Origin of the sequence: Clostridium sp. 1001283B150225_161107_B6, from assembly GCF_015556325.1 — a bacterium.
Lineage (GTDB): Bacteria > Bacillota > Clostridia > Lachnospirales > Lachnospiraceae > Enterocloster.
Map to the genome: position 1 here is coordinate 1 of NZ_JADNMD010000019.1, position 20,694 is coordinate 20,694.

The window sequence follows — 20,694 nt, forward strand, 5'->3', positions numbered from 1 at the left end:
GTGAGCTGAAAGGTTCATGCCCGGTTTAGGGCGGGGGAAAATCCGGAGATAACATCAAAGGATTACCTATCGCTATTTAAGGAGCTGCGGGAGCTTATGGAAACCGACGAAATGGAGCTTGACACCATAGGCGACAGAAAGACAGCCCTTTTCGTGATTATCAGCGACACCGACGACACCTTTAACTTTGTCGTGAGTATTCTCTACACACAGTTATTCAACCTTTTATGCGACAAAGCAGATGATGAATATGGCGGGCGGCTTCCCGTCCATGTTAGGTGCTTACTTGATGAATTTGCGAATATCGGGCAGATACCAAAGTTTGAAAAGCTCATTGCAACGATACGGAGCCGGGAAATCTCCGCGTCAATCATCTTGCAGAGCCAGTCACAGCTAAAGGCAATCTACAAGGACAACGCCGATACCATAGTCGGCAACTGCGACACCACGCTTTTCTTGGGCGGCAAGGAGAAAACCACCCTCAAAGAAATATCGGAGATTTTAGGCAAGGAAACGATAGACAGCTTCAACACTTCCGAAACCAGAGGGCGGGAGCTTTCGCATGGGCTGAACTATCAGAAATTGGGAAAGCAGCTTATGACGGAAGATGAAATCGCAGTCATGGACGGAGGGAAATGTATCTTGCAGCTACGCGGGGTGCGCCCGTTCTTTTCGGACAAATTCGACATAACGAAACACCCGAAATACAAGTACCTATCCGACGCAGACCCGAAGAACGCCTTTGACATGGAAAAGCACCTTAAACGCCGCCCCGCCATTGTCAAGCCCGACGAGGTTTTTGACTATTACGAGATTGACGCAGCAGACTTACAGGAGGACGCAGACCATGAGGAAACGTAGCGCAGAGGAAAAACAAAAGCAGCTTGAACGGTTTTTAATGAATGTTGCGGAAGCCGCCGACGCTGCATTATGGGAGTATTGGCGGGAAAAGGAAGCGGAACACCGCCGTTTTGCAACGGAGTATGTCACGCGCCGGGGGCTTATCCCGCAACAGTGACAGCATGGCAGACCGCCGGGGGACAGGGGAAGCTACACTTCCCCTACGCTGCCTTGCGGCAGCTACCCCTTTGTGAACTTGCGGGAAGCGAACACCTTGCTACGCAAGCTATTCACTTCCCGCAAGTCTGAAAAAAACGTCCGGCAGCACAGCGGGACACAGAAAGGAGCGATTGAAGCAATCACATCTATCCATACCGGCTACATGATACGCGCCCCCACTTTCCGGCGCAGTACACAGCGGCAGGAGCCGCACCCCTTACAACTGAATACCGCCGCGCCGCAGGACTTACGCAGCGCGGGGACAGCCGCCTTTACCAGAGGGCGGTTTTTTTATGCGGCGGCGACCATACGCTGACCGCCTTTTGTCCGCTTGCCGGACAGCCGCAGACGCGGCAGAAAGGATATATTTATGGCATTTTTCAATAGCGCAGTAGACGTTTTGCAGACCCTTGTTGTAGCACTTGGAGCCGGGCTTGGTATCTGGGGCGTGATTAACCTCATGGAAGGCTACGGCAACGACAATCCGGGCGCGAAAAGCCAGGGCATGAAGCAGTTCATGGCTAATTAAAGGGAACAAAAAGAAAGGAAAAACCAATCCAGACGGTATCAGCGGCAGGCTACAAGAATAAATTGTGATTTCACAAGATTGGTGTTATAATAAGAGAAAAGTTCCTGCCGGGGCAGCCGCCCCGGTGGTATGGGTAGAAAGGCAGGAAAACAATATGCACATCAGCTATAAACCACTCTGGCACACACTGTTAGAGCGTGATATGAGGAAAGAGGATTTAAGGCTTGCCGCTGGTATGACAACGAATATGATTGCCAACATGAGCAAAGAGGGAAAGCACATCAGCATGGATACATTAGCCCGTATCTGCGAAACGCTGAATTGTGAGATTACCGATGTGATTGAGTTAGTATCAGACGAGCCTGCTTCCACAGGAGGTAAGGAGCATGAGCGAATTGAAACCAAGAATAACGGAAAACGGAATTGATTATATCCTTGTCGGAGATTACTATATCCCAGATTTGAAGCTGCCGGAGGAACACCGCCCTATCGGAAAGTACGGACGGATGCACCGGGAGTATTTAAGAGAAGTCCACCCAGCCAAATTGAACACCTTGACCTTGACAGGGGAGTTATGGACATACCTTGCAGACCTGAACGAACAGGCACAGGAACGGTTAGACACCATCATGGAGCAGATGAAAGATGCCGAGGGCGTGACCGAGGAATTGAAACGAACCCAACAAATGGAATGGGTGCGGCGTTGCAATAACATTCACAACCGGGCAGAAGAAATTATTTTGCAAGAGATGATTTATTCATAACGGTATGGTAGAATGATTATGACAAATAAGAATTTATAAAGGAGAATATTGATGAAACTATTTTTATGTTCGCATTTTTCAAGTGTGGGAAGTCTGATAAAGGAAGAAATTGAAAATAAGAAAGTCGCATTTATTCCAACAGCTTCACTGCGTGAAGGCTACACCGGTTATGTCGGCTCGGCTCGAAAATTATTCAAAAAGTTGGGAGCAATCGTAACTGAAATTGATATTTCAACGGAGGCTTATTCAACGATACAGTCTGTTTTTGAAGAAGCAGATGTGATATATTTTACCGGCGGAAATTCTTTCTTTCTTATGGACCAGCTCCGTAAAACGGGAGCTGATGGGCTACTGAAAAAGGAATTGGCAAATGGAAAATTGATTATCGGCGAGTCGGCAGGCGCAATTATATGCGCTCCAAGCATCCAATATATCGAGCAAATGGATAAAAAGCCAGAGGACTACTCACAAGAAGATGATGCAGGGCTTGATTTGATTGATTTCTATGTTCTTCCGCATTATCTTACAGCACCATTTAAGAAAGTTACCGAGAAAATAATGACTGAGTTTTCGGATTTGAATCTATGCCCAATTAACAACCGTCAGGGAATTGTAATTGATGGTGAAGGTTCAAAGGTTATTTGCAAAGACTAATTTGAAAATTCCCGTTTATTGGGAAGTCGTAGAGAACGAAAAATCGAAATTTGAGGCGATGAAACTATGGATGAAATACAAATTGCATGGTTAGAATTGATGACAGTTGGAGGTCTTGGTGTAATATTAGTTCTACTAGGAGTTACTTTCAATATCATTGTAAAAAGACAGAATAAATTGTGTACAAAAAAGACAGACGGTATTGTTAAACAATATGGGTTTCCTGGAAATGGAAGAGTGTACCCAATCGTTGAGTACTTTGTGAATGGAACTTGTTATAAAGCAAAGAAGAAATTTCGAGGAATTATAACAACGCAACTATCAGGAGTACCTGTACCGATGAAATCAGAAGTCTATGAAGATGAAAAAGGATGGCTACATGTAAAAACTGGAGCTATTGCAAATTTGCGTCAATTTGCGGAGCAGTTGTGGCCTATCAACAGTAAGATGACAGTTTATTATAATCCAAACAATCCTAAAAAGTGTTATGTTGATAGACCAATTTCAAAAAGTTTTACTTCCATGATGTTTATCATAATGGGGACAGTAACAATACTCTCGAGTGTACTGGTATTCTTTTTGATACAGTTATAAATTGCAAAAGATAATTGCTAATCAGACAACTTCCAGTTTATCGTTCTGATTTTCAACTGAATAACCACAGTAAAAACCGCTGCTACATGGAAGCTAACAAACCATGCAACAGCGGTTTTTCTTTACCGTTTTTTCCTTTGGCTGATAGGCGTTCCCATTTTCTTTGATTTTTTGAGAATCCGAATGAGCCAGCGAAATTCTTCATCTGACAGATTTTTATAGTTGATACCAAGTTGCTTGCAGTAAAGGACAACCAGCTTTTCATCACGGCTGCCCTTGAAATTTTCAACCGCTTCCAGATTTTCTTTCAGTTCATCGGCAACGGTGGTCTGAGGTGCACTCTCGCTGTCCTTTTTATGGGCTTCCCGAATATCCCGGATAATGAGGTTGAGGTCATCCAGAACCATGTGGCTGAAATATTCATCATCACTGATATGGGCGGCTTGCAGCACTTTCAAATGGGGGTCATCTTCGCCGGGGCGATACCGTTCAATGATTTCATGCCGGACGGTATCGACAAGGGCGTTGAGGTTCTGAATCTGCATGGTGGCAATTCCATCCACATAAATCTCAATGTCCGCAAGAAACTTGATAAAGTCCTTATGGGTGGCAAGTTCGCACAGCAGACGGTTGTTAATCCGACCGCTTTTCAGAAGTGCTACCATCTCATCACTCAAATGCAGCTCCCTTAATGGCGTGTTGATCTCCGCCCGGTTCTCTGTCCGGCAAAAGAGATAATCGAGGGACACCCCATAAAAATCTGCCAGCAGGATAAGGTTGCCATGATTGATTTCCTTATAGTCATCTTTTTCATAACTGCCAAGAGCCGATTTTGAAATACCCGTTTGCTCTGCCAGTTCTTCCAGTTTTAATCCTTTGTTTAATCGTAAATCTTTTAGCCGTTCCTGTATTGTAGTAGCTCCGTTCATTGAAGCAGTTCCCCCTTCTGACAACATTTATAACCGTTGAATTGATTATACCATATCAATTCCGCAATCGTGGAAATTTCTGATTTTTACCCCGAATTCCTACTTTGTGGACATACGGCACAGGGCACAAAAATGTTCTACGATACAGGTAGTTCATCGATGGATTATTCCAATCGAATGACCAGCCTGTGTGGGATATGCTTCCCCGGCGATGTAGTGCCATGACTTTTGGCAGGGATGTGGAGGAACCCTGACCAAAACGAGCATACCAAAGGGAGCGATACGCCGCTGTGAGATTCAGGGGAGGAACGACACCGGGGAGAACTGGCGGACTGACACCGAAATGATACCGAAACACGACAATCTGATAGGGGGATAGTCTACCCTATCGCTGATACTTCGGGAGATTTTAAGCGGCTCTATGGCTGTAATTTTGCCGAAAATCGCCCCGAAACCATACACGAAAACGGGAGGAAGCGCAATATGCCGAGAATGAGCAAAAAGAGGAAGCATGAGCTTTCCTTTTACCTCAATGACCGGGGGCGTGTCACTTACAACGAATTATGCCGGAAATGCCAGCATGGGTGCAGGCAGAGCTTCCGGGCGGTTGTGATTGACTGCCCCCGTTATTTATCCAAACGAGCAAAGAAAAAGGAGAAACACACCGAATGAATTTTGAATTTATGACGATAGACACACCATTGCCGCCCTGTATGCCTTTTCCCAGAGCGTTGACAGGATTTCCAGTCAGCAGCACCGCAAAGGTCATGTACTGCCGGATGCTGGACGCTATGCTATCCAAAGGGCAGGAGGACGAGAACGGAATCCTGTTTGTCTGCTTCCCTATCACAGCCATTGCCACAGTCCTGTCCCGCAGCCCCATGACGGTCAAGCGTTCTTTGAATGAACTGGAAACCGCCGGGCTTATCATGCGGGTGCGTCAGGGCGTTGGAGAACCAAACAGGATTTATGTGCTGATACCGGGAAAGGAGGACGCTGCCCTTGCCTGATACTTCAAAGCTGGAAAAGCTCAACCGGGAGCTGGAGAAAAGCGAAAAGAAACTGCGGAAAGCCATCAATGATGAAAAGGCATTGCAGCACCAGTTAAAGCAGTTTACCCGAAAGGAACGGACGCACCGGCTCTGCACTCGTGGCGGTATGCTGGAAAGTTTTCTGCAAGAGCCGGAACGCCTGACAGACGATGATGTCATGCTGTTGTTGAAACTCATTTTTCACAGGCAGGACACGCAGGAACTATTGAAGAAACTGCTGGAACGGAAGAAGCCGGAAACCCCTTAGTTTACTAAGGGCGCAATTATACACCACCCAGAGGTTGGTGCATTGCGTTCTCCGAAGGCTCCTCGCCGGAGGGCTGTGATTTTCCGCAGTCATGGTCTGCTCCAAATCATACAGGGGACGCTACGCTTCCCCTGCGCTGGCTGCCGCCAGCTACCCTTTTGTGGACTTGCCATCTGGGGACACCTTGCGTTGCAAGCTGTTCCCAGCCGACAAGTTTTACAAAATCTCTCTATACTTTGACGGTCGAATAAAGTATAATGAAGTCAACGACTAATCGGAATTTGGAGGAACTTATGATGAAAAAAATGATAATGGCATTATGTATATTTATTTGTGTGTTTACTTTAGTTGCGTGTTCTGGACAACAAACAAACGAACCACTTACTTTAGGTGTCAATGCGATAATAACAGAAATTGATAAAGAAAATAAAATCATAACCACAAAAGATAGCGGAGAAGAAGGTGTTTTAGGGGATGATTGTCTTATTGATTGTTCCCAAATTCCTATGATTTATTGTAATTATGATACACAAGATGTTGTAGCTATAACACTTGATGATTTACAGGTGGGGGACGAAATCATTTTGACTATTCGGAGTTCGGAAATAGAAAATCTTCAAAAGGAAGATGACAATAAAGTAAAAATAGCAGTTGAACAATTACAATTAGGTACACAGAGAATTAAATAATTTCCAGTTTGCCACCCACACATCAGGTCAACTTGCCCCGAACTTTTACAACTAAATACCCGCCGCCAACACAGCGGCGCACCGAGCAGGAAATCTGAAAAAGGTCTCCTGCTTTTTTTCTGCCCAAAATGAGGTGGTAAAACGCCACCCCATCCACCAATTAGCGAAAGGAGGGATACGAAATGCCCTGTCCACACAACGAAATCACGATTGTTCAGCGCAGCCAACGGCAGTCTGCTGTTGCCGCCGCTGCTTACCAGAGTGGCGAAAAACTGTTCTGTGAATATGACCAGCAAGTGAAGCACTACCCGGAAAAGCGTGGTATCGTCCACAATGAAATCCTGCTCCCACCTAATGCCCCACAGGAATATGCAGACCGCAATACTTTGTGGAACGCCGCCGAAGCGGTGGAAAAGCAATGGAACTCCCAGCTTGCAAGAAGGTGGGTGCTTACCATCCCAAGAGAGATACCACCCGACCAGTATGCTGTCCTTGTACGGGAGTTTTGTGAGCAGCAGTTTGTTTCCAAAGGCATGATTGCTGATTTTGCAATCCATGACCCCCATCCGCCGGGACACAATCCCCACGCCCATGTTCTGCTGACTATGAGGGCAATGGACGAACATGGGAAATGGCTTCCCAAGAGCCGTAAGGTTTATGACCTTGACGAGAACGGGGAACGGATAAAGCTGCCATCCGGCAGGTGGAAAAGCCACAAGGAGGATACGGTGGAATGGAACGACCAGAAGTATTGTGAAATCTGGCGGCATGAGTGGGAAGTCATCCAGAACCGCTATCTGGAAGCCAATGACCGCCCGGAGCGTGTGGACTTGCGTTCCTATGCCAGACAGGGGCTTGATATAGTTCCCACTGTCCATGAGGGGGCTGCTGTCCGGCAGATGGAAAAGCGTGGAATCCAGACGAGTATCGGAAACCTGAACCGGGAAATCAGAGCCGCCAACCGCCTGATGAAGTCCATCCGGCAGCTTATCCACAACCTCAAAGGCTGGATTGCCGAGCTGGGAGAAAAACGGAAGGAGCTGCTTGCACAAAAAGCAGCGGAGGAAGCAACGCTTCTCCCCAATCTTTTGATGAAATATATGGAGATACGAAAGGAAGAACGGAAGGACTGGACGAGGGCTGGACAGAACCGGGGGACTTCACAGGACTTAAAGGCAGTCAGCGAAGCCCTGTCCTATCTCCGGCAAAAGGGGCTTTCCACTGTGGAGGACTTAGAAGCGTTTCTGGAATCTTCCGGGAAATCAGCCGCAGATTACCGCAATCAGATGAAGCCAAAGGAAGCCCGGAGCAAAGTGATTGACGGGATTCTTGCCAGTCGGACAGACTGCAAAGAATGTAAGGCTGTCTATGAGAAGTACCAGAAGATATTTTTTAAGAAAACAAAGGAGAAATTCAAACAGGAACACCCGGAGGTTGCCCGGTATGAGAAAGCCGCTGACTACCTTGCCAAGCACCCGGACGATAAGGACAGTACCCAAAAGGAGCTGCAAGAGGAGCAGGAAACGCTTCTCAGCGAAATCGCAGAACTGAAAGTACCGCTGACCGAGGTACAGGAGGATTTGAAGAAGCTGCGGGACATCCGCTACTGGGTACGGAAAGCCACACCCGGCACAGAGGAAAGCAAAGAGCCGCCCAAGAAGCAGCCCATCAAAGAAGTCTTGCAGGATAAGGCTGACGAGAAAAAAGCACAAAGAACCGCCCCGGCACAGACGAAACACAGACAACAGGATATGGAACTTTAACGGGCACCTGCCATTTTCAATCAGAGAATGTCAGGTGCTTTTCTTATTTTCAAGGAGGGATAGATTTGAATGTATTTGAAGCTGTGAAGCAGTCCGTCACAACCAGACAGGCTGCGGAGCATTATGGAATCCGTGTAGGTCGGAACGGGATGGCTTGTTGCCCGTTCCATAACGATAAAACCCCAAGCATGAAGCTGGATCGGCGTTACCACTGCTTCGGCTGCGGTGCGGATGGGGATGTGATTGATTTTGCCGCCGCCCTGTATGGGCTGGGAAAGAAAGAAGCCGCCGTACAACTGGCACAGGACTTCGGGCTTTCCTATGAGGACTGGAAGCCGCCGGGAAAGGCAAAAAAGCCCAAGCCCCGGCAGAAATCCCCGGAGGAACAGTTTCAGGAAGCAAAGAGCCGCTGCTTCCGTATTCTTGCTGATTATCTCCACCTGCTTCGGGCATGGAGAACGGAATATGCCCCGCATTCCCCAGAGGAAGTCTTTCATCCCCGGTTTGTGGAAGCCTTACAGAAGCAAGACCAAGTGGAATATCTGCTGGATGTGCTGCTGTTCGGGGAAACAGAGGAAAAAGCGGCTTTGATTACGGACTACGGAAAGGATGTGATACAGCTTGAACAGCGAATGGCAGAGCTTGCAGCCGCAGACGCAGCAAGAACTAAAAAACATCATGAACGCCATGCAGCCGCCACAGAGCGTTGAGGAAATCAAGGCGGGACTGGAAACTACCGAGAAAGGCGGTGTCCGTCAGAGCATACGGAACTGCCTGACTGTATTCCAGCGTGACCCGCTGCTTTCCGGGGCTATCGCATACAACATCCTGACCGACCGCAAGGACATCATAAAGCCCATCGGTTTTCACAGAGAAAGCACCGCCCTGAACGATACGGACATGAAGTATCTGCTTCTCTATCTGGAAGAAACCTACGGGCTTACCAATGAGAAAAAGATTGATAACGCCATCGGGATTGTGGCGAATGAAAACAAGTACCATCCCATCCGGGACTATCTCAATACCCTTGTGTGGGACGGGACAGAGCGAATCCGTTTCTGCCTGCGGCACTTTCTGGGGGCTGACGCAGACGATTACACCTATGAAGCGTTGAAGCTGTTCCTGCTGGGTGCAATCTCACGAGCCTTTCAGCCGGGGTGCAAGTTTGAAATCATGCTCTGTCTGGTAGGCGGTCAGGGGGCTGGCAAGTCCACCTTCTTCCGTCTGCTGGCAGTCCGGGACGAGTGGTTCTCCGATGATTTGCGGAAGCTGGACGATGACAATGTGTACCGCAAGCTGCAAGGTCATTGGATTATTGAAATGTCGGAAATGATGGCAACCGCCAACGCCAAGAGCATTGAGGAAATCAAGTCATTTTTAAGCCGGCAGAAAGAGGTTTACAAGATACCCTATGAAACCCACCCGGCAGACCGCCCCCGTCAGTGCGTGTTTGGCGGCACTTCCAATGCCCTTGACTTCCTGCCCCTTGACCGTTCCGGCAACCGCCGCTTTATCCCCGTCATGGTGTACCCGGAGCAAGCCGAGGTTCACATTTTGGAGGACGAAGCTGCTTCCAGAGCCTATATCGAGCAGATGTGGGCGGAAGCGATGGAGATTTACCGAAGCGGCAGGTTCAAGCTGGCTTTCAGCCCCGCCATGCAGCGGTATCTCAAAGAACACCAGCGGGATTTTATGCCGGAGGACACCAAAGCCGGGATGATACAGGCGTATCTTGATAAGTACACAGGGAGTATGGTCTGTTCCAAGCAGCTCTACAAGGAAGCCTTGAACCATGCCTTTGACGAGCCGAAGCAATGGGAAATCCGGGAAATCAACGAGATTATGAACCAGTGCATTGACCGCTGGCGGTACTTCCCGAACCCAAGAATGTTTTCAGAATATGGCAGACAAAAGGGCTGGGAGCGTGAAAACCCGGCAACGGACTCCGGCAACCCGTCTGAAAAAACGATGGACGGTTTTGTGGAGGTCACAGAACAGATGGAGCTTCCATTCTGAAAATGACAGCCCGTTGCCCCCCTGTTGCTATCCCGTTGCCGAGCCGGTTGCCGGGGAAAATCCCGAAACTATCGGCTTTTCTCCCCTATGACAACCAAAACAACAGAAAAATAAAAGAAAAGTATAAATAGTAACCATCGCCAGATTGAGATTGTTTGCAAGGTCTTTTGAAGCCCGTTGCCGGACTTCGTTGCCGACACCCTCTGTCTGGCTATTTTCATGTATGGAGGATAACTGCCTATGGCAAAAAACAAAACAGAGATTCATGTGACTACTGTGTTTGACGGGGAACTGGACGCAACCGATGTGTTCGTCAGCCTGATTTCCCAGAAATACGGCAAAACAAATACGAAAGAATATCTTGCTAAAAAGAAAGATATGAAGTATAATGAAGATGAGGTTCAAAAGAGCCAGATACCGTCTGGATTGTGTGGGTAAATGGCTATGATGAACGAAATGGAATACAGAACAATCGGTTCGGCACTTGCCGGAGAGTATCGTGCAGCGGTCTATTGCAGGCTGTCAAAGGACGATGACCTGCAAGGCGAAAGTGCCAGTATCGCAAACCAGCGTGATATGCTGGAAAAATACTGCGAAAAGCAGGGATGGGAGGTTGTGGCAGTCTATCAGGATGATGGCTTCACAGGTCTTAACATGGAGCGTCCTGATTTACAGAGAATGTTGAGAGCCATTGAGCGCAGGCAGATCAACCTTGTCATCACGAAAGACCTCAGCCGACTGGGGCGTAACTATCTGCAAACCGGGCATTTGATTGAGGACTTTTTCCCAAGAAACGGTGTCCGCTATATCGCCATGAATGACGGTATCGACACCCTGCGGGATAACAACGATATTGCCCCGTTCAAGAATATCCTGAACGAGATGTACAGCAAGGATATTTCCAAGAAAGTCCATTCCTCTTATCTTCTGAAAGCGCAGAAAGGACAGTTTACCGGGTGTCTTGCCCCCTTTGGGTATCGGAAAGACCCAGAGGACAGAAACCATCTGCTCATTGACGAGGAAACCGCCCCGATTGTGCGGCTGATTTTCGGATATGCCCTGAACGGTCATGGTCCGAACTATATCCGCAGACGGCTGGAGGAAGAAAAAATCCCCTGCCCCACATGGTGGAACCGGGAACGGGGGCTTCGCAATACCCGCACCAAATGGGAAAAGAAAGACCCGGAAAACGGACGGTATATGTGGGACTTCTCCGTTATCAAAGACCTCTTGATGAATCCCGTCTACACCGGGGCGATTGCTTCCCAGAAAAAAGACTACCGTTTCAAAATCGGCACGATTGGAGAAAAGAAGCCGGAGGACTGGATTGTGGTGGAGGGACAGCATGAACCGCTGATTGACCGCATGAGCTTTGACATTGTGCAGAACAAGCTGAAATCCCGCCAGCGTCCGGGGCAGACCAATGAAATCAGCCTGTTTGCCGGACTGATAAAATGCGGCGAGTGTGGGAAGTCGCTGACGATACGCTACACAAACGCAAAATATCCCCAGCAGATTTATTCCTGCAAGACCTACAATGCCTTTGGAAAGAACCACTGCACCCAGCACCGGATTGACTATGACACCCTTTACAGCCATGTGCTGCGGAAAATCCGGGAATGTGCCAGAGCTGCCCTGATGGACGGGAAAGCGGTTGCCGACCGCCTGACCAATACCTGTGAAGCCGAGCAGCGGGAACAGCGGGAAGCAATGGAACGCTCCCTTACAAGGGACGAGGAACGGATTGAGGTTCTGGACAAAATGGTCATGCGGCTTTATGAGGATATGATTGCAGGGCGTATCAGTGAGCAGAATTTCAACACCATGCTGGAAAAGACACAGACCGAGCAGACGGAGCTTAAAACAAAAGTGTCCGAGGGCAGAAAGCGGCTGTCCGATGAAGTCCAGCTTGCCAATGACGCAAAACAATGGGTGGAAGCCATTCAGGAATACGCCAACATCACAGAGCTGGACGCAGCCACCCTCAACCGCTTAATCAAAGAAATCGTCGTGCATGAACGTATTGACGAAGATAAAACAAGACACATTTCTATCGAAATTCATTTTAATCTCAAACCCATCCCGGAGGTGGAACAGGTCACTGCCTGACCTGTCCCGCCGGGACGGTTCTCTTAAAAACACCATATAGATTTTTTGTACGCCGCCGCCCGCCATCGAGCAGAGTTTTACACCTAATTGGGGATAAAACAGCTTATGGCGGGCGGCGGCGTTGCCCTTATCGGCATGACCCTTGTACCGCTGCTTTCCGGCTTGTTCGGTTAAGAAGCGCGGGTAAAGGCTTATGCAGAGCATACTTGACGCGATTAACGAATGGATAAAGGAAATCCTCATAGGAGCCATAAACGGTAATCTGTCAACTATGTTCGGGGACGTAAACGAGAAAGTCGGCACTATCGCCGCAGAGGTAGGGCAGACCCCGCAAGGGTGGAACGCAAATATATTCTCCATGATACAGACGCTTAGTGAGAATGTAATCGTACCCATTGCGGGGCTTGTCATTACCTACGTCCTATGCTATGAGCTTATCAGCATGGTAACGGAAAAGAACAATATGCACGACGTTGACACTTCCATGTTCTTCAAGTGGGTGTTCAAGGCGTTTGTGGCAGTCTACCTTGTGACGCACACCTTTGACATCACTATGGCGGTGTTCGATATGGCGCAGCACGTTGTTTCCGGCGCGGCGGGGGTAATCGGCGGCAGCACAGAGATTGATGTTGCCGCCGCCCTTGCTTCCATGCAAAGCGGGCTTGACGCTATGGAAATCCCCGAACTGCTCTTACTTGTCATGGAAACAAGCCTTGTGAGCTTGTGCATGAAAATCATGTCCGTACTGATAACCGTTATCCTCTACGGCAGAATGATAGAAATTTACCTTTACTGTTCGGTATCGCCTATCCCGTTCGCAACAATGACTAATCGGGAATGGGGACAGATAGGGAACAACTACCTAAAATCCCTGTTCGCGCTTGGCTTTCAAGGCTTCCTCATAATGATATGCGTCGGCATTTACGCGGTTTTGGTGAACAACATGATAATAGCGGACAACCTGCACAGCGCGATTTTTTCCCTTGCAGCCTATACCGTTATCCTCTGTTTCTCCCTGTTCAAATCCGGCGCACTGGCGAAGTCGATTTTCTCCGCGCATTAGCGGCGTGTCAAGGGTAGGGTGGAGATTTTCAGAGCAAAGCGGCGAAAATACTACCCGACCTTGACGCGGGAAAACCCCATAGAATAGGGACGGGCAAAGGGCAGAAATTGACCTTTGCCTTGATTACCCCTATGGGAACTTACAGCAGCAAAAAACCCAGAGAAAGGAGGTTTCCACTTGGCGTATGTACCCGTACCCAAAGACTTATCCAAAGTCAAGACAAAAGTAGCTTTCAACCTTACCAAACGGCAGATTGTATGTTTTGCGGTAGCTCTCCTGTTAGGGCTTCCGCTTTTCTTTCTGCTCAAAGACAGCACAGGCACAAGCCTTGCGTCTATGGCTATGATTGCCGTCATGCTGCCCTGTTTCCTGTTCGCCATGTATGAAAAGCATGGACAGCCCCTTGAAGTGGTGGTGAAGAACATCATACGGACGAAATTCATAGCCCCCAAAGAACGACCATACAGGACAGACAACTTTTATTCCGTCTTAGAACGGCAGAGAAAACTTGAAAAGGAGGTATCAGCGATTGCAAAAGGAAACACGAAGAAACAGCGCGGCGGGAAGCGCAAAGCCTAACCCGCCCCGCAAGCTCACCCGCGCCGAGAAAAAGCAGATTGCGGAAATCATCAGACAGGCAAAGGGCGACGGGAAAGCCCACACCGCACAGCAGACAATCCCCTATATCCAGATGTACCCGGACGGTATCTGCAAGGTTACGGGACGGAAATACTCAAAGACCGTCGCCTTTGAAGATATTAACTATCAGCTTGCACAGGCAGACGACAAGACCGCCATTTTTGAGAACTGGTGCGACTTCCTCAACTACTTTGACGCTTCCGTTTCGGTGCAGCTCTCTTTCATCAATCAGGGGACGCAGCGGGGCGAAGCGGAAAAGGCGGTCAATATCCCGGCACAGGAGGACGCTTTCAACTCTATCCGCACAGAATACCGGAATATGCTGAAAAACCAGCTTGCAAAGGGAAACAACGGGCTTGTCAAAGCAAAATATATCACCTTTGCCATTGAAGCCGACAGTCTGGGCGCGGCGAAATCCCGCCTTGCCCGTATCGAAACGGACGTACTCAACAACTTTAAGCTCTTGGGCGTGTCTGCCCGCCCCATGACAGGCTATGAACGCCTTAAAATGCTGCATGGCATTTTCCACCCGGAGGGCGGGCAGTTTGCCTTTGATTTTTCATGGCTTGCCCCGTCCGGGCTTTCCACAAAGGACTTTATCGCCCCATCCTCTTTCCGTTTTGGCGAGGGGCGTTATTTCCGCATGGGGCGCAAAATCGGCGCGGTTTCATTCCTTGAAATCCTTGCGCCGGAATTAAACGACCGTATCTTATCGGATATTCTGGACTTGGAAACGGGCGTTATCGTCAATCTGCATATCCACAGTATCGACCAGACCGAAGCCATAAAGACAATCAAGCGGAAAATCACCGACCTTGACAAAATGAAAATCGAGGAACAGAAAAAAGCGGTACGCAGCGGCTACGACATGGATATAATCCCGTCCGACCTTGCCACGTTCGGCAGCGAAGCGAAGAACCTCTTACAGGACTTGCAGAGCCGGAATGAAAGAATGTTCCTCTTGACGTTCCTTGTGGTGAACATGGCGGACACGAAGCGGAAACTGGAAAATGACGTATTCGCGGCGGCGGGCATTGCACAGAAGAACAACTGCGCCTTGACCCGCCTTGACTACCAACAGGAAGCGGGGCTTATGTCCTCTGTACCGCTTGGGGAGAACCTTATCCCCATTCAAAGAGGGCTTACCACGTCAAGCACCGCTATCTTTATCCCCTTTATCACACAGGAGCTTTTCCAGACGGGCGCGGCTTTGTACTACGGCTTAAACGCCCTGTCTAACAACATGATACTCTGCGACCGCAAGCAGCTAAAGAACCCCAACGGCTTAATCTTGGGTACGCCGGGAAGCGGGAAATCCTTTGCCGCCAAACGGGAAATGACAAACGCTTTCCTCATTACCGACGACGACATAATTATCTGCGACCCGGAAGCAGAGTATTTTTCCCTTGTGCAGCGGCTTGACGGGCAAGTGATACGGTTATCGCCTACGGGCAAGGGCATTGACGGGAAGCCCCAGTATGTGAACCCTATGGATATTAACCTCAACTATTCCGAGGACGACAGCCCCCTTGCGCTGAAATCCGACTTTATCCTCTCCCTCTGCGAGCTTGTAATCGGCGGCAAGGAGGGCTTGCAGCCCGTCGATAAGACCGTCATTGACCGCGCCGTTAGGAACGTGTACCGCCCTTTCCTTGCAGACCCCGACCCGGAGAAAATGCCTATCTTGGGCGACCTCTACGACGAGCTTTTGAAGCAGCCGGAGCCGGAAGCGGCGCGTATCGCGGCGGCATTGGAGCTTTACGTTTCCGGCAGCTTGAACGTCTTTAACCACCGTACCAACGTGGAACTTTCTAACCGCCTTGTCTGCTTTGACATCAAGCAGCTTGGGAAGCAGCTCAAAAAGTTAGGTATGCTCATTGTGCAGGACCAGGTATGGAACCGCGTCACCGTCAACCGGGCAGAAAGGAAATCCACCCGGTATTTTATGGACGAATTTCATCTTCTCTTGAAAGAGGAACAGACCGCCGCCTATTCCGTTGAAATCTGGAAGCGTTTCAGAAAATGGGGCGGCATACCCACAGCCATTACGCAGAACGTCAAGGATTTGCTTGCTTCCCGCGAAGTGGAGAATATCTTTGAAAACTCTGATTTTGTCCTCATGCTCAATCAGGCGGCGGGCGACCGGGCTATCCTTGCAAAGCAGCTCAACATCTCCCCGCAGCAGATGAAGTATGTCACCCACACCGAAGCGGGCGAGGGGCTTATCTTCTACGGGAACGTGGTGCTGCCCTTTGTAGACCGCTTCCCGAAAGACACCGAGCTTTACCGGGTAATGACGACGAAGCCGGAGGAAGTGGGCGAAGCATGACAAAATTAAGGACAGACACCATTATCAACCGGGACGCGCTCTATGCCTTGCGGGAGCTTCCAGAGGAAAGCGTACACTGTTGCGTCACAAGCCCGCCCTACTATGCGCTTAGGGATTACGGGCTTGATATGCAGATTGGGCGGGAGGACACGCCGGAGCAGTACATTGACAGGCTGACCGAGGTTTTCCGCGAACTGCGCCGGGTACTGCGTTCTGACGGTACGCTCTGGCTGAATATCGCGGACACCTACTGCGGCACAGGAAATAAAGGCTACCATGCAGACCCGAAGAACCCGAAAGGGAGAAACGGACAGCAGATTGCAAGAAACAACCGCGTTTCCGGCTGCAAACAAAAGGACTTAATCGGTATTCCCTGGCTTTTAGCTTTTGCCCTACGCGCTGACGGGTGGTATTTAAGGAGCGACATTATCTGGCAGAAAGAAAACCCCATGCCGGAGAGCGTGAAAGACCGCCCTACCCGCTGCTATGAACATATCTTTCTGCTTACGAAGTCAAAGAAGTATTTTTATGACGCAGCCGCCATAGCCGAGCCGTTAGCCCCCACAACGGCGGCGCGGTACCGCACCGGGCGCAGCGCGGGACAGAAATATGCGGACGAAGTACCCGGACAGGGGAACGTACAGGGGCTTAACCGGGCGCGAAGCGGCAGCTACTACGACGAAGCCCTCATGCCGACCATGCGGAACAGGCGGGACGTGTGGCTTATCAATACCGTTCCCTACAAGGGCGGGCATTTCGCCGCGTTCCCGCCAAAACTTGCCGAAACCTGTATCAAGGCGGGCTGTCCGAAAGGCGGCGTTGTGCTTGACCCCTTTTTCGGCAGCGGCACGACGGGGGCAGCCGCAAAGCAGCTTGACAGGCATTATATAGGCATTGAGATAAACGCCGAGTATTGCGCCCTTGCAAGGGCGCGGATTGGAGGGACAGACACATAAAACAATATAAGGCGCGTGAAAAAGTCACGCAGAAAATGACCCGCGAGGGGGCTGTCGAGGTAAACGCCGCTACCGGGAAAAAGAAACGTATCAGCAAGCGGATAAGGGACGCGGACTTTGCAAAGACCGAAGCCCCACCGCAGCCGGAACAGGCAGCGCAGCCCCTACCGGGCGGCGCAACTTCCCCGCCCTTAACCGACACGCCGCCGCTTCCCCATGCGCCGGGGGCAGAACGGGAACAGGACACCGCAGCAGCCGAGCGCGTCTTGGAACGTATCGACGGGGCGCGTACCAGAAAGGCGAGCAAAAAGGCGGCGAGGAAAGCACAGGCAGAAGCCACAGCAAAAGAAAAATCTTCCCGCTTGCAGTTTACCGACGAGGAACGGGCAACGCCGGAGCTTGAAAGGTATATCCGAAAATCGGACAAAGCAGCCGACCGTCTGGACGCGGCAAAGGCGGCTATCCCCAAAGAAAAGAAACTTGTACGGGAGCGCACCTTTGATGAAGCCACCGGGAAAGGCAAGACCCGCCTACATTTTGAGGAACAGGAAAAGCCCATAGGAAAGAATAAGCCCCACAATAACCCGCTATCCCGCCCCGCACAGGAAGCGGGTATTTTCGTCCACAACAAGATACATTCCGTTGAAAAGGACAATTCCGGCGTTGAGGGGGCGCACAAATCCGAAGAACTGGCAGAGCGCGGCGCAAAGTACGGGGCGCGGAAAGTCAAGGAGGGCTACCACAGCCACAAGCTCAAACCCTACCGGGCGGCGGCAAAGGCAGAGAAAGCGGCGTTCAAGGCGAATGTGGATTTCCAGTACCATAAAGCCCTGCATGACAATCCGCAGATTGCGGGCAATCCCCTTTCCCGCTTCATGCAGAAGCAGCAAATCAAGCGGCAGTATGCAAAGTCGGCAAGGAAAGGCGGCGCAAAAACGGCGCAGAAAGCCGCAGAGAACACCCGCAAGGCGGCAAAAAAGACCGCCGAGGAAACAAAAAAGGCAATCGCTTTTGTAGGGCGGCACCCGGCGGGCGTATGTATCGCCGTTGCCGCGCTGCTCTTATTCATCATGGTATCGGCGGGGCTTTCCTCTTGCGGTTCCATGTTCTCCGGCTTGATGAACGGCATACTTGGGACTTCCTACACGTCGGAGGACAGCGACCTTGTGGCGACGGAGAACAATTACGCCGCAAAGGAAAACGAGCTTCAGCAGCAGATTGACAATATCGAAAGCACCCACCCCGGCTATGACGAATACCGCTATGACCTTGACAGTATCGGGCATAACCCCCATGAGTTAGCGTCCTACCTCACCGCCCTTTTGCAGACCTACACCCCGCAGAGCGCACAGGCAGAGCTAAATCGCGTCTTTGCCATGCAGTACACTTTGACGCTGACAGAAGAAACGGAAATCCGCTACCGCACAGAAACAAGCACAGACCCGGAAACAGGGGAAACGACCACCGAGGAAGTACCCTACGAGTACCATATCCTCAACGTGAAGCTGACGAACAAGCCCATTTCCGAGATTGCGGAGGAACTTCTAACGCCACAGCAGCTTGAAATGTACCGCGTCTATCTGGAAACAAGCGGAAACAAACCGCTGATTTTCGGCGGCGGCTCCCCCGATATGGGCGCGTCCGAGGATTTAAGCGGCGTACAGCTTGTAAACGGCACACGCCCCGGCAACACCGCCGTTGTAGACCTTGCGAAGCGGCAAGTCGGCAACGTGGGCGGGCGACCCTTTTGGAGCTGGTACGGATTTAACAGCCGCGTGGAATGGTGCGCCTGTTTCGTTTCATGGTGCTACAATCAAGCCGGAAAGAGCGAGCCGCGCTTTGCCGGGTGCCAGTCACAGGGCGTACCCTGGTTCCAGTCACGCGGGCAATGGGGCGCGAGGGGCTATGAGAATATCGCCCCCGGCGACGCTATCTTTTTCGACTGGGACGGGGACGGGAGCGCAGACCATGTGGGGCTTGTTATCGGAACGGACGGGGAGCGCGTCTATACCGTCGAGGGCAATTCCGGCGACGCCTGCAAGATAAAGAGCTACCCCGTCAATTACTCCTGTATCAAGGGCTACGGCTTAATGAATTGGAACTGACAACAAAAAAATGAAAATCTGAAAGGAGAAATTTATTGATGGCTATGAACAAAATTGAACGTATCGACAAAGAGATTGCAAAGACCCGCGAGAAAATCACCGAGTACCAGAACAGATTAAGGGGGCTTGAAGCGCAGAAAACCGAAGCGGAAAACCTGCAAATCGTACAGCTTGTGCGCTCCATGCGCCTTTCCCCGCATGAGCTTTCCGCTATGCTTTCCGGGGGCGGTATTCCGGGTATGGAAGCCGCGCCGGGCTACCCCGCAGAACCCGCAGACCATGACACCGAAGAAATGGAGGACACCGAGAATGAATAAGAAAATCCTTAGAACCTTGACCGCACTTTGCGCCGCCCTTGTACTTATGGGCGGCTTTTCCGTCACCGCTTTTGCACAGACCCCGGAGGGAGAGGACGACACCAACGACAGCGGCGTTGTCTACGAGGAACCCCAAAAGGAAGAACCCCTTACCCCGGACGGGAACGCGACCCTTGTAGACGATTTCGGCGGCAACAAGCAGCTTATCACCGTAACGACCAAAAACGGCAATTACTTTTATATCCTCATTGACCGGGACGACGAGGGCGAGGACACCGTACATTTCCTTAATCAAGTGGACGAAGCCGACCTCTTAGCACTTATGGAGGACGGAAGCACCGAAGCAGCCCCGCCCGCCGTTTGCAGTTGCACCGATAAATGCGAAGCCGGAAAGGTAAATGTGAGCTGCCCTGTCTGCAAGGACAACATGACCGCTTGCAGCGGCAAGGAAGCGGAGCCGGAAACCGAGAAACCAACAGAGCAGCCCAAAGAGAAAGGCAATACAGGCGGGCTTGTGCTTTTCCTTGTCGTGGCACTTCTTGGCGGCGGGGGCGCGTTCTATTATTTTAAGTTTATGAAGCCAAAGCAGAACGTCAAGGGCGACACCGACCTTGAAGATTTCGATTTTGACGATTACGACGAGGACGAGGGGGACGGGCTTTCTGATGAAGAACAGGAGGACGAGGAAGCATGACGCTTTTCACCGAAAACCCTTTAGAAAAAATGATGGTACAAAGACCCACCGGGCGGCGTGACAGTGCGCCGCCCGTTCCAAAATCCCCGGCGTGTATGCGTTGCCCTTATAAGGCGCAATCCCCCTGTATCGGCTATTGTCTGAAACAGGCACAGGAGAAGAAGCACACCGCGCCGGAACGCTGAA

Annotated in this window: 24 protein-coding genes and 2 pseudogenes; 25 read left to right on the forward strand and 1 reads right to left on the reverse strand. The window is 50.4% G+C overall.

Going from position 1 to position 20,694, the window contains the following annotated elements; genetic code table 11:
• Positions 1-78: 78 nt before the first annotated feature.
• The 7 genes and pseudogenes from I2H39_RS27425 to I2H39_RS27455 form a co-directional block, all read left to right on the forward strand.
• Positions 79-861: pseudogene (locus I2H39_RS27425) on the forward strand (VirD4-like conjugal transfer protein, CD1115 family); the annotation flags it as partial.
• Positions 848-1,018, forward strand: a complete 171-nt coding sequence (locus I2H39_RS27430) for a hypothetical protein (RefSeq protein ID WP_002569167.1) — start codon at positions 848-850, stop codon at positions 1,016-1,018. The pseudogene I2H39_RS27425 and the gene I2H39_RS27430, both read left to right, overlap by 14 nt.
• Before the next feature lie 411 nt (positions 1,019-1,429).
• Positions 1,430-1,588, forward strand: coding sequence for a Maff2 family mobile element protein (locus I2H39_RS27435; RefSeq protein ID WP_009243792.1), 159 nt, complete (start codon positions 1,430-1,432; stop codon positions 1,586-1,588).
• 64 nt (positions 1,589-1,652) lie between these two features.
• Complete coding sequence (locus I2H39_RS27440; protein WP_347708613.1) at positions 1,653-2,015, forward strand: helix-turn-helix domain-containing protein; 363 nt, start codon at positions 1,653-1,655, stop codon at positions 2,013-2,015.
• Complete coding sequence (locus I2H39_RS27445) at positions 1,975-2,352, forward strand: TnpV protein (protein WP_009274452.1); 378 nt, start codon at positions 1,975-1,977, stop codon at positions 2,350-2,352. Before I2H39_RS27440 ends, I2H39_RS27445 begins: the two co-directional genes overlap by 41 nt.
• A gap of 51 nt (positions 2,353-2,403) precedes the next feature.
• Complete coding sequence (locus I2H39_RS27450; RefSeq protein ID WP_195628011.1) at positions 2,404-3,006, forward strand: Type 1 glutamine amidotransferase-like domain-containing protein; 603 nt, start codon at positions 2,404-2,406, stop codon at positions 3,004-3,006.
• Positions 3,007-3,072: 66 nt separating this feature from the next.
• A complete protein-coding gene (locus I2H39_RS27455; protein WP_195628012.1) occupies positions 3,073-3,600 on the forward strand; it encodes a hypothetical protein in 528 nt (175 codons plus the stop codon).
• 122 nt (positions 3,601-3,722) lie between these two features.
• Here I2H39_RS27455 and I2H39_RS27460 read toward each other — a convergent pair whose 3' ends face one another.
• Entirely contained in the window at positions 3,723-4,529 is an 807-nt protein-coding gene (locus tag I2H39_RS27460) for a helix-turn-helix transcriptional regulator (RefSeq protein WP_006060470.1), read from the reverse strand.
• Positions 4,530-5,012: 483 nt separating this feature from the next.
• Between I2H39_RS27460 and I2H39_RS27465 the strand changes: the two genes are divergently transcribed.
• The 18 genes and pseudogenes from I2H39_RS27465 (at position 5,013) to I2H39_RS27550 (ending at position 20,693) form a co-directional block, all read left to right on the forward strand.
• Positions 5,013-5,201: a hypothetical protein gene (locus I2H39_RS27465; RefSeq protein ID WP_118601709.1), complete on the forward strand. Its 189-nt coding sequence runs from the start codon at positions 5,013-5,015 to the stop codon at positions 5,199-5,201.
• Positions 5,198-5,539: a DeoR family transcriptional regulator gene (locus tag I2H39_RS27470; RefSeq protein WP_195628013.1), complete on the forward strand. Its 342-nt coding sequence runs from the start codon at positions 5,198-5,200 to the stop codon at positions 5,537-5,539. Before I2H39_RS27465 ends, I2H39_RS27470 begins: the two co-directional genes overlap by 4 nt.
• Positions 5,532-5,828 carry a DUF3847 domain-containing protein gene (locus I2H39_RS27475; protein ID WP_195628014.1) on the forward strand — a complete coding sequence of 99 codons (297 nt, stop codon included), beginning with the start codon at positions 5,532-5,534 and terminating at the stop codon, positions 5,826-5,828. The genes I2H39_RS27470 and I2H39_RS27475 overlap by 8 nt, the downstream gene beginning before the upstream one ends.
• Before the next feature lie 293 nt (positions 5,829-6,121).
• The gene (locus I2H39_RS27480) at positions 6,122-6,517 is read left to right on the forward strand and encodes a hypothetical protein (RefSeq protein ID WP_195628015.1); all 396 of its coding nucleotides are present in this window, start codon (positions 6,122-6,124) and stop codon (positions 6,515-6,517) included.
• 182 nt (positions 6,518-6,699) lie between these two features.
• Positions 6,700-8,280, forward strand: coding sequence for a MobQ family relaxase (gene mobQ, locus I2H39_RS27485; protein ID WP_195628016.1), 1,581 nt, complete (start codon positions 6,700-6,702; stop codon positions 8,278-8,280).
• A gap of 65 nt (positions 8,281-8,345) precedes the next feature.
• Entirely contained in the window at positions 8,346-8,990 is a 645-nt protein-coding gene (locus tag I2H39_RS27490) for a CHC2 zinc finger domain-containing protein (RefSeq protein ID WP_195628017.1), read from the forward strand.
• A complete protein-coding gene (locus I2H39_RS27495) occupies positions 8,959-10,296 on the forward strand; it encodes a virulence-associated E family protein (protein WP_005929926.1) in 1,338 nt (445 codons plus the stop codon). Before I2H39_RS27490 ends, I2H39_RS27495 begins: the two co-directional genes overlap by 32 nt.
• Positions 10,297-10,536: 240 nt before the next feature.
• Complete coding sequence (locus I2H39_RS27500; RefSeq protein ID WP_054328110.1) at positions 10,537-10,734, forward strand: hypothetical protein; 198 nt, start codon at positions 10,537-10,539, stop codon at positions 10,732-10,734.
• Positions 10,735-12,405 carry a recombinase family protein gene (locus tag I2H39_RS27505; protein WP_195628018.1) on the forward strand — a complete coding sequence of 557 codons (1,671 nt, stop codon included), beginning with the start codon at positions 10,735-10,737 and terminating at the stop codon, positions 12,403-12,405. It begins immediately after the preceding gene.
• A gap of 90 nt (positions 12,406-12,495) precedes the next feature.
• A pseudogene (locus I2H39_RS27510) lies at positions 12,496-12,579 on the forward strand (Maff2 family protein); the annotation flags it as partial.
• 19 nt (positions 12,580-12,598) lie between these two features.
• On the forward strand, positions 12,599-13,468 hold the full coding sequence (locus I2H39_RS27515) for a VirB6/TrbL-like conjugal transfer protein, CD1112 family (RefSeq protein WP_016289915.1): 870 nt from the start codon (positions 12,599-12,601) through the stop codon (positions 13,466-13,468).
• 177 nt (positions 13,469-13,645) lie between these two features.
• The gene (locus I2H39_RS27520) at positions 13,646-14,047 is read left to right on the forward strand and encodes a PrgI family protein (protein WP_067539664.1); all 402 of its coding nucleotides are present in this window, start codon (positions 13,646-13,648) and stop codon (positions 14,045-14,047) included.
• Positions 13,998-16,436 (forward strand): VirB4-like conjugal transfer ATPase, CD1110 family, encoded by a 2,439-nt coding sequence (locus I2H39_RS27525; protein ID WP_067539662.1) that lies wholly within the window; start codon positions 13,998-14,000, stop codon positions 16,434-16,436. Before I2H39_RS27520 ends, I2H39_RS27525 begins: the two co-directional genes overlap by 50 nt.
• A complete protein-coding gene (locus tag I2H39_RS27530; RefSeq protein ID WP_008978036.1) occupies positions 16,433-17,392 on the forward strand; it encodes a site-specific DNA-methyltransferase in 960 nt (319 codons plus the stop codon). Before I2H39_RS27525 ends, I2H39_RS27530 begins: the two co-directional genes overlap by 4 nt.
• 35 nt (positions 17,393-17,427) lie before the next feature.
• Complete coding sequence (locus tag I2H39_RS27535; protein WP_002569174.1) at positions 17,428-19,497, forward strand: CHAP domain-containing protein; 2,070 nt, start codon at positions 17,428-17,430, stop codon at positions 19,495-19,497.
• A gap of 38 nt (positions 19,498-19,535) precedes the next feature.
• On the forward strand, positions 19,536-19,814 hold the full coding sequence (locus tag I2H39_RS27540; protein ID WP_002569175.1) for a DUF4315 family protein: 279 nt from the start codon (positions 19,536-19,538) through the stop codon (positions 19,812-19,814).
• On the forward strand, positions 19,807-20,508 hold the full coding sequence (locus tag I2H39_RS27545) for a DUF4366 domain-containing protein (RefSeq protein WP_002585094.1): 702 nt from the start codon (positions 19,807-19,809) through the stop codon (positions 20,506-20,508). Before I2H39_RS27540 ends, I2H39_RS27545 begins: the two co-directional genes overlap by 8 nt.
• Complete coding sequence (locus I2H39_RS27550; RefSeq protein ID WP_002569177.1) at positions 20,505-20,693, forward strand: hypothetical protein; 189 nt, start codon at positions 20,505-20,507, stop codon at positions 20,691-20,693. The genes I2H39_RS27545 and I2H39_RS27550 overlap by 4 nt, the downstream gene beginning before the upstream one ends.
• Position 20,694 lies beyond the last annotated feature (1 nt).